This window comes from Agrococcus baldri (assembly GCA_900114805.1).
Taxonomy (GTDB): domain Bacteria; phylum Actinomycetota; class Actinomycetes; order Actinomycetales; family Microbacteriaceae; genus Agrococcus; species Agrococcus baldri.
Genome location: FOZN01000004.1, coordinates 261989 through 275528, shown reverse-complemented (window position 1 = coordinate 275528; position 13540 = coordinate 261989). Strand labels below are relative to the sequence as shown.

The following is a 13540-nucleotide window of genomic DNA, read 5'->3' as shown; positions in this document are numbered from 1 at the left end:
CGAAGGAAGGAAGCGCCATGAGCGTCCTGGAAATCAAGGACCTGCAGGTCTCCATCGAGACCGAGCAGGGCAAGAAGGAGATCCTGCGCGGTGTCGATCTCACGATCAACTCCGACGAGATCCACGCCATCATGGGCCCCAACGGCTCTGGCAAGTCGACGCTCGCCTACACGATCGCCGGCCACCCCCGGTACGTCGTCGACGGCGGCTCGATCACGCTCGACGGCCAGGACGTCCTCGCGATGAGCGTCGACGAGCGCGCGCGCGCCGGCCTGTTCCTGGCCATGCAGTACCCGGTCGAGATCCCGGGCGTGACGGTGTCGAACTTCCTGCGCACCGCCAAGACGGCGATCTCGGGCGAGGCACCGCGCGTCCGCGAGTGGATCGGCAGCGTTCGCGGCGCCATGGAGAACCTCCGCATGGACCCGTCGTTCGGTGAGCGCAACGTCAACGAGGGCTTCTCGGGCGGCGAGAAGAAGCGGCACGAGATCCTCCAGATGGAGCTCCTGCGCCCGGCGTTCGCCGTGCTCGACGAGACCGACTCCGGCCTGGACGTCGACGCGCTGCGCATCGTCTCCGAGGGCGTGAACCGGATCAAGGCCGAGAGCGGCCTCGGTGTCATGCTCATCACGCACTACACGCGCATCCTGCGCTACATCGAGCCCGACCGCGTGCACGTGTTCGTGAACGGCCGCATCGCGGAGCAGGGCGGCTCCGAGCTGGCCCACCGCCTCGAGGAGGAGGGCTACGATCGGTACCTGAAGGCAGGTGTCTGATGGCTCTGATCGAGGTTGACGCAGCGAAGTTCGACGAGGCGACCGAAGCGCTGAAGGACGTCGTCGACCCCGAGCTCGACGTCAACATCGTCGACCTGGGTCTGATCTACGACCTCGCGTGGGACGACGAGCAGGATGCGCTGGTCGTCTCCATGACGCTCACCTCCGCGGGCTGCCCGCTCACCGACGTGATCGAGGCCGAGATGGCTGAGAAGCTCGACGGCGTCGTCGACCAGTTCCGCATCAACTGGGTGTGGATGCCGCCGTGGGGTCCGGAGCGGATCACGGAGGACGGCCGCGAGATGATGAGGGCGCTGGGCTTCTCCATCTGAGATGGACCCGCTCGACTGGCTCCTCTCGCTCTACACCGCGACCATCCCGGTCGGTGGCGGTCAGGAGCTGCTGCTGCGCGAGGTCGTCGGCAATGCCTTCGGCCTCGCGAGCGCGCTCGGCGGCATGCTGCGGCGGGTGTGGGCATGGCCGGTCGGCATCGTCGGCAATGCGCTGCTGCTGACCGTCTTCCTCGGCACGCTGCTCGATCCGGCCCATGAGCTGCCCGCGCTGCTCGGGCAGGCCGGCCGCCAGGTGATGTTCATCGCCGTCGCCATCTACGGATGGGTCCGGTGGCGCCAGGCGCGCGACGGCGGCGGCCAGATCGTGCCCCGCTGGGCGTCGTGGCCGCAGCGCGGCGGCCTGGTGCTCGTGCTGGTGCTCGGCACGATCGCCATCACGCCGCTGTTCCGCATGCTCGGCTCCTACGAGCCGGTGTGGGCGGATGCGTGGACGTTCGTCGGCTCGCTGCTGGCCACCTACGGGATGGCGAAGGGCTGGACCGAGTTCTGGCTGATCTGGATCGCCGTCGACCTCGTCGGCGTGCCGCTGCTGTTCAGCGCCGGCTACTGGGCGACCGCGCTGATGTACGCCTTCTACGGCGTCTTCACGCTCGTCGGCTTCATCGTCTGGTCGCGCGCTCGGCGCAAGCCCACCATCGAGACGGTCATGCCCGATCCGCGGATCGGGAAGCCGCAGGACTGAGCCTGCCGCACCCCGGCTTCAGTGCCGCGGCTTGCGCGGCGGACGCTCGTCGCGCTGGCGCCGGTCGTCCGGGCCGCCGCGGTCGTCGCGCTGGCGTCGCTCGTCGCGCCCGCCGCGCTCGTTCCGGCCGCCGCGCTCCGCGCGCCCGGTGTCGACACGGATGTCGATGGGCACACCCATGATCCGGGTCTGCGACAGGCGCTCGAGCTGCGAGCGGTCGAGCTCGGGCAGCTCGACGAGCGTGAAGTCCCAGCGGATCTGGATGCGGCCGAAGTCGTCGCGCCCGAGGCCGCCCTCGTTCGCGAGCGCGCCCACGATCTGGCGGGGCTCGACGCCGCGCCGGCTGCCGACGGCGAGGCGGTAGGTCGTCGCGTCCGAGGGGCCGCGGCGGGAGCGGCGCTCACCCTGCTCGTCGCCGCCGGCGCGGCTGCCCTGCTCCGCGCGCGGGGCGCGCTCGGTGCGCGAGGCCTGGAGTTTGCGGTCGGCCGCCTCGTCCAGCAGCAGGGGAGTGTCGCCCTGCGCAACGACCGCGAGCGCGGCGGCGACGTCCTCCTGCGGCACGTCGTGGTGCTCGACGTAGTGGGCGACGATCTCGCGGAAGCGCTCCACGCGGTCGCTCTGCGCGAGCGCGGCGGTGATGGCGTCGTCGAAGCGCGCCAGGCGCGTGGTGTTCACCTCGCCGGCGCTCGGCATCGGCATGACCGTGACCGTCGCCTTCGTCGCCTTCTCGATCGCGCCGAGCATGCGGCGCTCGCGCGCGGTGACGAAGCTGATCGCGTCGCCCGAGCGGCCGGCGCGGCCGGTGCGGCCGATCCGGTGCACGTACGACTCGGTGTCGATCGGCAGGTCGTAGTTGATGACGTGGCTGATGCGCTCGACGTCGAGCCCGCGGGCGGCGACGTCGGTGGCCACCAGCACGTCGAGGTCGCCGGCGCGCAGCTGCTCGATGGTCTTCTCGCGCTGCGGCTGCGCCACGTCGCCGGAGATCGCGGCTGCCGCGTAGCCGCGCGCTCGCAGGCGCTCGGCCACCGTCTCCGTCTCGTTGCGGGTGCGCGTGAAGACGATCGCTCCCTCGAAGGGCTCCACCTCGAGCACGCGCGTGAGTGCCTCGAGCTTCTGCTGGTAGGAGACGAACAGCGCCCGCTGGGTGATGTTCGGGGTGGTCGAGGCGCTCGCCCGCACCGTGACCTCGGCGGGTTCGCGCAGGTGCTTCTGCGAGATCGCCCGGATCTGCCGCGGCATGGTGGCAGAGAACAGCGCGACCTGCTTCTCGGCGGGGGTCGACTCCAGGATCTGCTCGACGTCCTCCGCGAAGCCCATGCGCAGCATCTCATCGGCTTCGTCGAGCACGACGTGCGTGAGACCGGAGAGGTCGAGCGTGCCCTTCGCCAGGTGATCCATGATGCGACCGGGCGTGCCGACGACGACGTGCACGCCGCGGCGCAGCGCCGAGAGCTGCACGCCGTAGCCCTGCCCGCCGTAGATCGGCAGCACGTGCACACCGCCCAGGTGCGCCGCGTAGCGCTCGAACGCCTCGCAGACCTGCACCGCCAGCTCGCGCGTCGGCGTCAGCACCAGCACCTGCGGGCTGCGGCGCGCGACGTCGACGGCGGCGAGCACGGGCAGCGCGAAGGCCGCCGTCTTGCCCGTGCCGGTCTGCGCGAGTCCGATGACATCGCGACCGGCGAGCAGCAGCGGGATGGTCTCGGCCTGGATCGCCGATGGAGTCTCGTAGCCCACGTCGTCGAGCGCGCGCATGATCGCGGGCGGGAGGCCGAGGCTCGCGAACGTCGTGCGCTCGGCGTCGGGCTCAGTGGCAGGGGGCTGCTGCGCGTCGGTCATGCACGCAACGCTACGCGCTCCACGGCGCATCGCGCGCCGCGAGGTCGATGAGGTGCCACGACGGCGCGCTTCGCCCGGGCATGACGACGCCCGCGCGGTCGGCTCGCGCGGGCGTGGTCGAGGCATGCGCCGGTGGCGCGACGGGTCCGGCTCAGCCGGCGCTGCGGTCGAGTGCCCGCACGCCCTTCCAGGCGAGCGGCAGCGCCGCGGCGGCGATCGCCCACTTGACGAGGCCGCCGACGATGAACGGCAGGAAGCCGACCGCGAGTGCGCCGCCGAGGCTCACCGGGGTGCCGAGCGTGGCGAGCACCATCGCCATGTAGGGGATGCCGAAGGCGAAGGGGATAAGGCTCGCCAGGCCGAACAGTGCGATGGCGAGCACGGGGCGACGATCCCAGCGGCGCTCGGCGAGCGCGCCGACGACTGCGGCGGTGGCGATGAAGCCGATGATGAACCCGAAGCTGGGCTTGCCGATCGTTGCGATGCTGCCGGTGAAGCCGGCGAAGATCGGTGCACCGGCGAGGCCGAGCGCCATGTAGCCGACGAGCGCGGCGACGCCGCGGCGGAAGCCCAGGGCTGCGGCGACCAGCATCACGCCGAGCGTCTGGCCGGTGATCGGCACCGGCCACATCGGGATCTCGGCCTGCGCGAGCGCGGCGACGACGGTGATGCCGGCGAGGACGAGCAGGGCGTCCTTCGCGAGCGTTCGCTGACCGACGAGCGCGTCGGCGAGCACGGTGCGGCGGGAGAGTGGCACAGCAGCTGCAGTCATGAGCGACAGCCTATGCGGGGGCGATGGCCGCTCGGTGCACCTATCCATTCCGGCGCCGCCGATCTAGCCTGGCTGCATGAGCGATCTGAGGGCCAAGGCCACCACCCTGCTGCGCATGCACGACGACTTCGTCGTGCTCCCGACCGTCTGGGATGCGTGGTCGGCCCGTGCAGTGGTCGACGCCGGCTTCGCAGCGATCTCGATCGGCAGCCACCCGCTCGCCGATGCGCGCGGCCAGCGGGACGGCGAGGGGATGAGCCTCGATGACGCGCTCGAGGGCATCGCACGCATCACCGCCGCAGCCGACGTGCCGGTCAGCGCCGACCTCGAGTCGGGCTACGACACGGCGCCCGCCGAGCTCATCGAGCGCCTGCTGGAGGCGGGCGCCGTGGGGCTGAACATCGAGGACACCGTGCACAGCGAGGGCCGCATGCGCGAGCCGCAGGAGCATGCCGACTACATCGCGGGCCTGCGCGCCGCAGCCGACGCGGCAGGCGTCGACGTGGTCATCAACGCGCGCACCGACGCCTTCGTCAAGCCCGAGCTGCACGGCGGCGACCCCGTGACGCAGGCGGTCGAGCGGATGCTGCTGGCCGAGCAGGCGGGCGCGCGCTGCCTGTACCCGGTGAAGGTGCCCGACTCCGCGGCCCTGACGGCCGTGCTCGAGGCGGTCACCCTGCCCGTGAACGTCATCGCGCATCCGCTGGAAGGGTCGGCCGTCGGCGGGCTGCAGGAGATCCGCGCGCTGGGTGCCCGTCGCGTCACCTTCGGCCCGATGCTGCAGAAGGCGCTCACGGCGACGATCGCCGAGCTCGCCGCGCCCTGGCGCTGAGCGGCCGGCGTCCGCGCTGATAGGCTGAACGGCTGGCCCGCTCTCTCGGGCTCACCCCCACCCCCTGTCGAGGAAGGCTCCTGCGCGCATGATCGCTGTGTCTGGATTCGAGCTCTCCGTGGGCCCTCGCACGCTGATGAGCGACGTGTCCTTCCGCATCAGCGGGGGCGACAAGATCGGCCTGGTGGGCCGCAACGGCGCCGGCAAGACGACCATGACGAAGGTGCTCGCCGGCATCAGCGACGACCGCGACGGCCACACCTTCAGCGGCACGATCGACCGCAGCGGCGAGATCGGCTATCTGCCGCAGGACCCGCGCTCGGGAGACCCCAAGCAGACCGCCCGGCGCCGCATCCTCGACGCCCGCGGCATCGGCGAGCTGGTCGAGGGCATGCGCCTGGCCACCGAGCAGATGGGCGAGGGCGGCGCGGTCGCCGACGACGCCATGCGCCGCTACGGCCGGCTCGAGGATCGCTTCCTGGCGCTGGGCGGCTACGCGGCCGAGGCCGAGGGCGCCGCGATCGCCTCCAACCTGCAGCTGCCCGACCGCATCCTCGACCAGCCGCTCGAGACGCTCTCCGGCGGTCAGCGCCGTCGTATCGAGCTGGCCCGCATCCTCTTCTCGGGCGCCGACACGATGCTGCTCGACGAGCCCACCAACCACCTCGACGCCGACTCGGTGGTGTGGCTGCGCGAGTTCCTGAAGGGCTACCAGGGCGGCCTGCTGGTGATCAGCCACGACGTGCAGCTCGTCGAGGAGACCGTCAACCGGGTCTTCTACCTCGACGCCAATCGCCAGGTCATCGACATCTACAACATGTCGTGGAAGCTCTACCTGCGGCAGCGCGAGGCCGACGCCGAGCGCCGCAAGCGCGAGCGCGCGAACGTGGAGAAGCAGGCGAGCCAGCTCGAGCTGCAGGCGGCGAAGATGGGCGCGAAGGCCACGAAGGCCGTCGCCTCCAAGCAGATGGCGAAGCGCGCGGAGCGGATGCGCTCGGGGCTGGAGGACGTGCGCGCCGTCGATCGGGTGGCGAAGCTGCGCTTCCCGAAGCCCTCGCCGGTGGGCAAGACGCCCATCATGGCGCGCGACCTGTCGAAGTCCTACGGCTCGCTCGAGATCTTCACGGCGGTCGACCTCGCCGTCGATCGCGGCTCGCGCGTCGTCATCCTGGGTCTCAACGGCGCCGGCAAGACGACGCTGCTGCGCATCCTGGCCGGCGTCAGCGAGAGCGACACCGGCGAGATCGAGCGCGGCCACGGCCTGCGCGTGGGCTACTACGCGCAGGAGCACGAGACGCTCGACGTCGAGCGCAGCGTGCTGCAGAACATGCTCACCGCCTCGCCCGACATCACCTCCACGGAGGCGCGCCGCGTGCTCGGCTCGTTCCTGTTCACCGGCGATGACGCCGACAAGCCCGCCCGCGTGCTCTCGGGCGGCGAGAAGACCCGCCTGTCGCTGGCGATGCTGGTGGTCTCCAGCGCCAACCTGCTGCTGCTCGATGAGCCCACGAACAACCTCGACCCCGCCAGCCGCGAGGAGATCCTCGGCGCGCTGGGCGCCTACGAGGGCGCGGTCATCCTCGTCAGCCACGACGAGGGCGCCGTCGAGGCGCTCGACCCCGAGCGCGTGCTGATCATGCCCGACGGCACCGAGGATCTCTGGAATCCCGAGTACCTCGAGCTCATCGGCCTGGCCTAGCCTTTCTCTGGCGGCATTCCGCCGCCGGCTGACAGCATGGAGGAGCAGCTGCGATGGACGAGCTGAGCGGATGGGTCCTGGTCGTCTGGGAGTCGTTCAATGCTGTCGGCGTGCTCGCCTTCGCGCTCTCCGGTGCGCTGCTGGCGACGCAGAAGCGCATGGATCTGGTCGGCATGGCCGGCCTCGCGGTCGTCACCGCGACCGGCGGAGGCATGGCCCGCGACGTGCTGATCGGCGCGACACCGGCGGCTGCGCTCACCGATTGGTGGATGCTCGCGGTCGCGCTCGTGGGCGCCCTGCTGGTGTTCCTGCTGCACCGATGGATGAGCCGGCTCGACACGCCGGTGCTGGTCTTCGACGCCATCGGCCTGGGCATCTTCGTCGTCGACGGCGCGAGCAAGGCGATGCAGTACGACGTCGGGCCGGTCGGCGCGGCCTTCGTCGGCATGCTGACCGGCATCGGCGGCGGTGTGCTGCGCGACGTGCTCGCAAACGACGTACCCGCAGTCTTCCGCCGCGAGTCGCGGCTCTACCTGCTGCCGGCGCTGATCGGCTCGAGCATGGTGGCCGCTGCCGTCAGCCTCGGCATCGGCTCCTGGTGGCTGATGGTGCTCATCGCCGTGCTCGTGTGCGCGCTGCGCATCGCCAGCGAGCTGCTGCACTGGCGGCTGCCGGCGGTGAAGACCGAGGCGATCGACATCATCGGCCGCTGATCGCGCTGCGCGCGCCTCAGGTGCGATCGAGGATGTCGTCCTCGACGTCGGCGTCGGTCCGCCGCACGCGCTTGGGCCGCTCCTGGGGCGAGGCGCTGCGCAGCTCGTCGCGCATGCCCCACGCGACCGCGGCGAAGCCGCCGAGCGCGAACACGTACCACTGCAGCGAGTACGACAGGTGCGGGCCCTCGTCGAGCACCGGCCGGCTCGCAACCGAGACGTCGTCGGGCACGCCGCCGTCTTCGCTGACCAGCAGCCCGTATGCGCCGGTGTAGGTCGGTTCGCCCAGCGCGTCGGCGAGCTCGTCCAGGTCGACCGAGGCGATCTGCCCCTCGGGCGCGCCGCGGCCGGCGATCGAGCCCTCGTCGGGGCGCAGGCGCGCGACCACCGTCGTCGGACCCTTGGGGGTCTCCGGCTCTGTCATCGGCTGCTCGGCGCCGGGCGCCTGGTCGATCCAGCCGCGGTCGACGATGAAGACGGTGCCGTCGGCGGTGCGGAAGGGCGCGATCACGTCGAACCCGACCTGGCCGCTGCGCCAGCGGCCGCGCAGCAGCAGCTGCTCGTCCGGCAGGTACTCGCCCTGCAGCAGCACCGGCGTCCACTGCTGGTCGGGGTCGAACGCACCCGGGTCGGGCAGCGCATCCGTCACCGCCGCCGGCGCCCGGTCGTAGTTCGACTCCAGCCGGTCGATCGCGGTGAGCGCCTCCTCACGCCGGTTCCACTGCCAGATGGCGAGGAAGCAGCAGACGATGGCGAACACGACGGCCAGCGAGAGGTAGCCGAGCCAGCGTGGCTCGCGGAGCAGGCGCAGCATCAGGCGACCCGCTCCACGGTCTCGCCGAAGGCGGTCACGATCACCGGGAAGCCGCGCGAGCGCAGCCACTCGGCGAGGGAGTCGCGGTGCTCGTCACAGGCGGCCCAGGTCTTCACCCGGTCGGCGGAGTGGATGCGCGGGTTGCGCCAGTGCACCGCGTGCGCCGCGTCGGCGCTGCAGCCGGAGGCCGAGCACGGCGTCGCGCCCTGGCCGCCGTCGAGCATCGACAGGAGGCTCACAGCACGTCGCCTCTCGGCGCGGCGCCGCCGGTCTCGGGTGGTGCGGAGGCCGCGGCGGAGGGGCCAGGCGGTAGCGCGTTGGGTGCCTCGAGCCCATCGGTCGTGGGACGGGTCGACACGTTCGCGACGACGACCGCGAAGAACGGGAGGAAGACCGCCAGCGCCGCGGGTATCAGCTTCCACCAGTCGGGCACGATGAAGAACACGCCGAACGCCGCGACCCGCACGACCATCATCCAGAAGTACGTGCGGAAGCGCCTCTGACGATCCTCGTCAGGGGACATCGGGAGGTCGGTGAGCGACCCGGCGCTATCTCGAACTCTGTGCTCTCGCATGGCTCCGATCAGTCTACGCGCGTGGCGCGGGCGATGGCCCTGCGCACATGGGCCTGCGCATAGGCTCGGGGGCATGACTGCACGCACTGTCCTCGTCACCGGCGGCAACCGCGGCATCGGCCGCGCGATCGCGCAGGCCTTCCTCGACGCCGGCCACCGCGTCGCCATCACCTCGCGCGACGGCTCCGGCCCCGAGGGCGCGCTGGCCGTGGCCGCCGACGTCACCGACAGCGCCTCGGTCGACGCGGCGTTCACGACGATCGAGGCCGAGCTGGGCCCGGTGGAAGTGGTGGTGGCGAACGCCGGCATCACCCGCGACACGCTGCTGATGCGCATGAGCGAGCAGGACTTCTCGGAGGTCGTCGACACCAACCTCACGGGCGCCTTCCGCGTCGCGCAGCGGGCCTCGAAGGGCATGCTGCGCGCCAAGTGGGGCCGCATCGTGCTGATCTCGAGCGTCGTCGGCCTCTACGGCGGCCCCGGCCAGGTGAACTACTCGGCGTCGAAGGCGGGCCTGGTGGGCATCGCCCGCTCGATCACCCGCGAGCTCGGCGCGCGCGGCATCACCGCCAACGTGATCGCGCCCGGCTTCATCGAGACCGACATGACGGCGGAGCTCGACGACAAGACGCAGGCCGAGTACAAGAAGGCCATCCCTGCCGGCCGCTACGCGACCCCCGAGGAGGTCGCGAACGTGGTGCGCTGGATCGCCAGCGACGAGGCCGCCTACATCTCCGGCGCCGTCATCCCCGTCGATGGCGGCCTCGGCATGGGTCACTGACCTCCGGATCCCCGGCATGGAGTCGCGACACCTCAGCGTCGTCATCCGCCGCGACTGGCGCGCGGTCGCAGCCTTCGCCGGTGATCCCGAGCAGCTGCCGCGCTGGGCGGCCGGCCTCGCCACTGGCGAGCTGCGCAGGGACGGCGACGCGCTGGTGCTGGAGTCTCCGATGGGGGAGGTGCGGGTGCGCTTCGCGCCGCACAACGCCTTCGGCGTGCTCGACCACGACGTGACGCTGCCCGACGGCACGGTCGTCCACAACCCGCTGCGTGTGCTGGCGCATCCGCACGGCGCAGAGGTCGTCTTCACGCTGCGACGCCTGGACGGCGTGAGCGCGGATGCGTTCGAGGCCGACGCGCAGGCGGTGGCCGCCGACCTCGCGCGGCTCAGGTCGCTGCTCGAGCGCTGAGCGCTCCGCAGGTGTACGACGGTTTGCTCACAACCGGCGGTCGGGAGCGCCGATCGCCATGCATCTGCTTTCAGGGGCGAGCGGGCGCGGGCAGCAGCGCGATGAGCTCGCGGAAGTCGGGCACCTCGACGATGTGGCTCGCCTGCTCGCGCACGGCGGGCTTCGCGCAGAACGCGACCGAGATGCCCGCCGCTCCCATCATCAGCAGGTCGTTGGCGCCGTCGCCGACCGCGACGATGCGCTCGCGCGGCACGCCCAGGTTGAGGCGCAGCGACTCGAGCGTGTCGCGCTTGGCCGCACCGTCGATGACGGGACCGATCGAGCGGCCCGTCAGGCGCCCATCCGCCACCTCGAGCCGGTTGGCGCGCGCATGGTCGATGCCGAGCTGCGCCGCCAGCGGGTCGAGCACCTCGTGGAAGCCGCCCGAGACGGCCGCGACGACGCCGCCGCGCTCGTGCACCTCGGCGATCAGCTCCGGCACGCCGTCGGTGACGGTGACCTGCTCGCGCACGTCGTCGAGCACGGATGCGGGCAGGCCCTCGAGCATCAGCAGACGCTCGGCGAGCGAGGCGGCGAAATCGAGCTCGCCGCGCATCGCGCGATCGGTGACCGCGGCCACGTGACGCTCGGCGGCGGGCCCGACCGCGCGCGCGATCAGCTCGATGACCTCATCGCGGATGAGCGTGGAGTCGACGTCGGTGACCAGCAGCAGGGCGGCGCCGCTCACTGGAAGATCTTGGTGCCCTTGGGCACCGTCACGATGCCGGAGGCGGAGATCGAGAAGCCGCGCGAGCGGTCGAGGTCGTGGTCGACACCAACCTGCACCCCGGGCCCGAGCTCGACGTCCTTGTCGATGATGGCGCGGCGCACGACCGCACCGGCGCCCACGTGGACGAAGTCGAACAGGATCGCGTCGGAGACCGTGGCGCCGGCATCGACCACGCACCAGGGAGCGACGACGCTGCGCACGATCGATGCGCCCTGCACGACCGAGCCGGAGCCCACGATCGCCTCGTTGACGTCGGCGGCGCGGCCCCACGCATCCCTCGTGAACTTTGCCGGCGGCGCGTTCACGATCTGCGTGTAGATCGGCCACTCGCGGTTGTAGAGGTTGAAGATCGGCAGCGCCGAGATGAGGTCCATGTGGGCGTCGAAGAACGACTCGATGGTTCCCACGTCGCGCCAGTAGTACTTGTCGCGCTCGGTCGCGCCCGGCACGGTGTTGTGCTTGAGGTCGTACATGGCGGCCTCGCCGCGCTCGACGAACCACGGGATGATGTCGCCGCCCATGTCGTGGCTCGAGCCCTCGAGCCCGTTGTCGACCGTGACCGCCTCGACCAGCGCATCCGCGTCGAAGACGTAGTTGCCCATCGAGGCCAGCACCTCGCCGGGGGCGACGACCAGGTCAGAGGCGTCGGCCGGCTTCTCGTGGAAGGCCTTGATGAAGCCGGGGCTCGTCTCGTCCTCCTCGATCACGCCGAACTGGTCGGCGAGCTCGATCGGCTGCCGGATGCCCGCGACCGTGGCGCGAGCCCCGGAATCGATGTGGGCGCGGATCATGTCGCTGAAGTCCATGCGGTACACGTGGTCGGCACCGACCACCACCACGATGTCGGGCTTCTCGTCGGCGACCAGGTTGAGCGACTGGAAGATGGCGTCGGCGCTGCCCGCGAACCAGTGCTTGCCGGTGCGCTGCTGCGCCGGCACCGACGTGACGTAGGAGTTCAGCATGTTCGACATGCGCCACACCTGCGAGAGGTGCCGGTCGAGCGAATGCGACTTGTACTGCGTCAGCACCACGATCTTGCGCAGATCGGAGTTGATGAGGTTGGAGATCGCGAAGTCGATCAGCCGATAGGCGCCGCCGAAAGGCACTGCGGGCTTCGCCCGATCGGCCGTGAGTGGCATCAGCCGCTTGCCCTCGCCGCCGGCGAGCACGATTCCGAAGACCTTCTTCTCCATGGCCTCACCATACGGGGAGTCACGTGTGAGGAGCCAGGATTTGCATACTGCGAAGCGCGCAGATCGCTGGCGTAGGGTGAGGCCATGCGCGTCGATCTGCTCACGAAGGAGTACCCGCCTGCGGTCTACGGCGGCGCCGGAGTGCATGTGACGGAGCTCGCGAAGGCGCTGCGGCGCACGATCGAGGTGCAGGTGCGCTGCTTCGGGCAGCCGCGCGACGAGCACGACACCACCGCATACGAGGTGCCCGATTCGCTCGCCGATGCGAACGGAGCGCTGCAGACGCTCGCGGTCGACCTGCAGATCGCCGACGCGGTCGCCGGTACCGAGCTCGTGCACTCGCACACCTGGTACGCCAACGAGGCGGGGCGCCTCGCGCAGGAGCTGCACGGCGTGCCGCACGTGGTCTCGGCGCACTCGCTCGAGCCGCTGCGGCCGTGGAAGGCCGAGCAGCTCGGCGGCGGCTACCGCATCTCGAGCGACATCGAGCGCCGTGCCTACGAGGCCGCCGACCGCGTGATCGCCGTCTCCAACGGCATGCGCGCCGACATCCTGCGCTCCTACCCCGCCCTCGACCCGGAGAAGGTCGTCACCATCTACAACGGCATCGACCTGGAGTCGTGGGCACCGAACCCCGACCCCGGCCGAGCGCGCGCGCTGGGGCTCGACCCCGAGCATCCGTCGATCGTCTTCGTCGGCCGCATCACCCGCCAGAAGGGCCTGCCGCACTTGCTGCGCGCCGCCCGCGCGCTGCCGGACGACGTGCAGCTGATCCTCTGCGCCGGCGCGCCGGACACGCCCGAGATCATGGCGGAGGTCAAGGGACTCGTGCAGGAGCTGCAGGCGACCCGCGAGGGCGTCGTCTGGATCGACGACGTGCTGCCGCGCGAGGCTCTGCGCGCACTGCTGACACACGCGACCACCTTCGTCTGCCCGAGCGTCTACGAGCCGCTCGGCATCGTCAACCTCGAAGCCATGGCGTGCGGCGCGCCGGTGGTCGGCAGCGGCACCGGCGGCATCCCCGAGGTGATCGACGATGGCGTGACGGGCTTCGTGGTGCCGATCGACCAGGTGCAGGATGGCACCGGCGCGCCGACGGATCCCGAGCGCTACGAGGCCGATCTCGCCGATGCGCTCTCGCGCATGGTCGCCGACCCCGAGGCGGCGAAGCGGATGGGTGAGGCAGGGCGGGAGCGCGCCCGCACCCACTTCGACTGGGGCCGCATCGCGGAGCAGACGCGCGAGCTGTACGCCACCGTGATCGCGGAGCGCGCCGCAGCCGCCGGGTAGGCGCCGCGCCGCAGCCGCTGCCCGCGCGCCCGTGCGGATCG

General features: G+C 71.2%; 16 protein-coding genes. 9 read left to right on the top strand and 7 right to left on the bottom strand.

Annotation, left to right across the window (positions count from 1 at the left end; all coding sequences use genetic code 11):
- Window positions 1-17: 17 nt before the first annotated feature.
- Genes sufC through pnuC form a run of 3 tightly spaced genes read left to right on the top strand, consistent with a single transcriptional unit; the run spans window position 18 to window position 1811 of the window.
- Window positions 18-776: a Fe-S cluster assembly ATPase SufC gene (sufC, locus tag BM288_RS13000; protein WP_092919449.1), complete on the top strand. Its 759-nt coding sequence runs from the start codon at window positions 18-20 to the stop codon at window positions 774-776.
- Window positions 776-1108 (top strand): metal-sulfur cluster assembly factor, encoded by a 333-nt coding sequence (locus BM288_RS12995; RefSeq protein WP_092919447.1) that lies wholly within the window; start codon window positions 776-778, stop codon window positions 1106-1108. Before sufC ends, BM288_RS12995 begins: the two co-directional genes overlap by 1 nt.
- Before the next feature lies 1 nt (window position 1109).
- On the top strand, window positions 1110-1811 hold the full coding sequence (gene pnuC, locus BM288_RS12990) for a nicotinamide riboside transporter PnuC (RefSeq protein WP_092919445.1): 702 nt from the start codon (window positions 1110-1112) through the stop codon (window positions 1809-1811).
- Window positions 1812-1829: 18 nt separating this feature from the next.
- Here pnuC and BM288_RS12985 read toward each other — a convergent pair whose 3' ends face one another.
- Together BM288_RS12985 and BM288_RS12980 are read right to left on the bottom strand one after the other, a co-directional pair.
- Entirely contained in the window at window positions 1830-3653 is a 1824-nt protein-coding gene (locus BM288_RS12985; protein WP_092919443.1) for a DEAD/DEAH box helicase, read from the bottom strand.
- A gap of 151 nt (window positions 3654-3804) precedes the next feature.
- On the bottom strand, window positions 3805-4425 hold the full coding sequence (locus BM288_RS12980) for a biotin transporter BioY (protein ID WP_092919441.1): 621 nt from the start codon (window positions 4423-4425) through the stop codon (window positions 3805-3807).
- A gap of 76 nt (window positions 4426-4501) precedes the next feature.
- On the opposite strand from BM288_RS12980, the gene BM288_RS12975 reads away from it, so the two are divergent.
- The 3 genes from BM288_RS12975 (at window position 4502) to BM288_RS12965 (ending at window position 7669) form a co-directional block, all read left to right on the top strand.
- Entirely contained in the window at window positions 4502-5257 is a 756-nt protein-coding gene (locus BM288_RS12975; protein WP_092919439.1) for an isocitrate lyase/PEP mutase family protein, read from the top strand.
- Between the two features lie 88 nt (window positions 5258-5345).
- The gene (locus BM288_RS12970; RefSeq protein WP_092919437.1) at window positions 5346-6956 is read left to right on the top strand and encodes an ABC-F family ATP-binding cassette domain-containing protein; all 1611 of its coding nucleotides are present in this window, start codon (window positions 5346-5348) and stop codon (window positions 6954-6956) included.
- Between the two features lie 53 nt (window positions 6957-7009).
- Entirely contained in the window at window positions 7010-7669 is a 660-nt protein-coding gene (locus BM288_RS12965) for a trimeric intracellular cation channel family protein (RefSeq protein ID WP_092919435.1), read from the top strand.
- Window positions 7670-7685: 16 nt separating this feature from the next.
- Here BM288_RS12965 and BM288_RS12960 read toward each other — a convergent pair whose 3' ends face one another.
- Genes BM288_RS12960 through BM288_RS14515 form a run of 3 tightly spaced genes read right to left on the bottom strand, consistent with a single transcriptional unit; the run spans window position 7686 to window position 9057 of the window.
- Window positions 7686-8483 carry an SURF1 family cytochrome oxidase biogenesis protein gene (locus tag BM288_RS12960; RefSeq protein ID WP_092919433.1) on the bottom strand — a complete coding sequence of 266 codons (798 nt, stop codon included), beginning with the start codon at window positions 8481-8483 and terminating at the stop codon, window positions 7686-7688.
- A complete protein-coding gene (locus BM288_RS12955) occupies window positions 8483-8722 on the bottom strand; it encodes a hypothetical protein (RefSeq protein WP_404799723.1) in 240 nt (79 codons plus the stop codon). Before BM288_RS12955 ends, BM288_RS12960 begins: the two co-directional genes overlap by 1 nt.
- A complete protein-coding gene (locus BM288_RS14515; protein ID WP_318255575.1) occupies window positions 8719-9057 on the bottom strand; it encodes a DUF3099 domain-containing protein in 339 nt (112 codons plus the stop codon). The genes BM288_RS12955 and BM288_RS14515 overlap by 4 nt, the downstream gene beginning before the upstream one ends.
- A gap of 73 nt (window positions 9058-9130) precedes the next feature.
- On the opposite strand from BM288_RS14515, the gene fabG reads away from it, so the two are divergent.
- Window positions 9131-9838, top strand: a complete 708-nt coding sequence (fabG, locus tag BM288_RS12945; protein WP_092919429.1) for a beta-ketoacyl-ACP reductase — start codon at window positions 9131-9133, stop codon at window positions 9836-9838.
- Between the two features lie 16 nt (window positions 9839-9854).
- Complete coding sequence (locus tag BM288_RS12940; protein ID WP_092919427.1) at window positions 9855-10247, top strand: SRPBCC family protein; 393 nt, start codon at window positions 9855-9857, stop codon at window positions 10245-10247.
- Between the two features lie 70 nt (window positions 10248-10317).
- Here BM288_RS12940 and serB read toward each other — a convergent pair whose 3' ends face one another.
- Both serB and glgC read right to left on the bottom strand, forming a co-directional pair.
- On the bottom strand, window positions 10318-10974 hold the full coding sequence (gene serB, locus BM288_RS12935) for a phosphoserine phosphatase SerB (protein ID WP_092919425.1): 657 nt from the start codon (window positions 10972-10974) through the stop codon (window positions 10318-10320).
- The gene (glgC, locus tag BM288_RS12930; protein ID WP_092919423.1) at window positions 10971-12209 is read right to left on the bottom strand and encodes a glucose-1-phosphate adenylyltransferase; all 1239 of its coding nucleotides are present in this window, start codon (window positions 12207-12209) and stop codon (window positions 10971-10973) included. Before glgC ends, serB begins: the two co-directional genes overlap by 4 nt.
- A gap of 84 nt (window positions 12210-12293) precedes the next feature.
- On the opposite strand from glgC, the gene glgA reads away from it, so the two are divergent.
- Window positions 12294-13499, top strand: coding sequence for a glycogen synthase (glgA, locus tag BM288_RS12925; RefSeq protein WP_092919421.1), 1206 nt, complete (start codon window positions 12294-12296; stop codon window positions 13497-13499).
- Window positions 13500-13540: the final 41 nt, after the last annotated feature.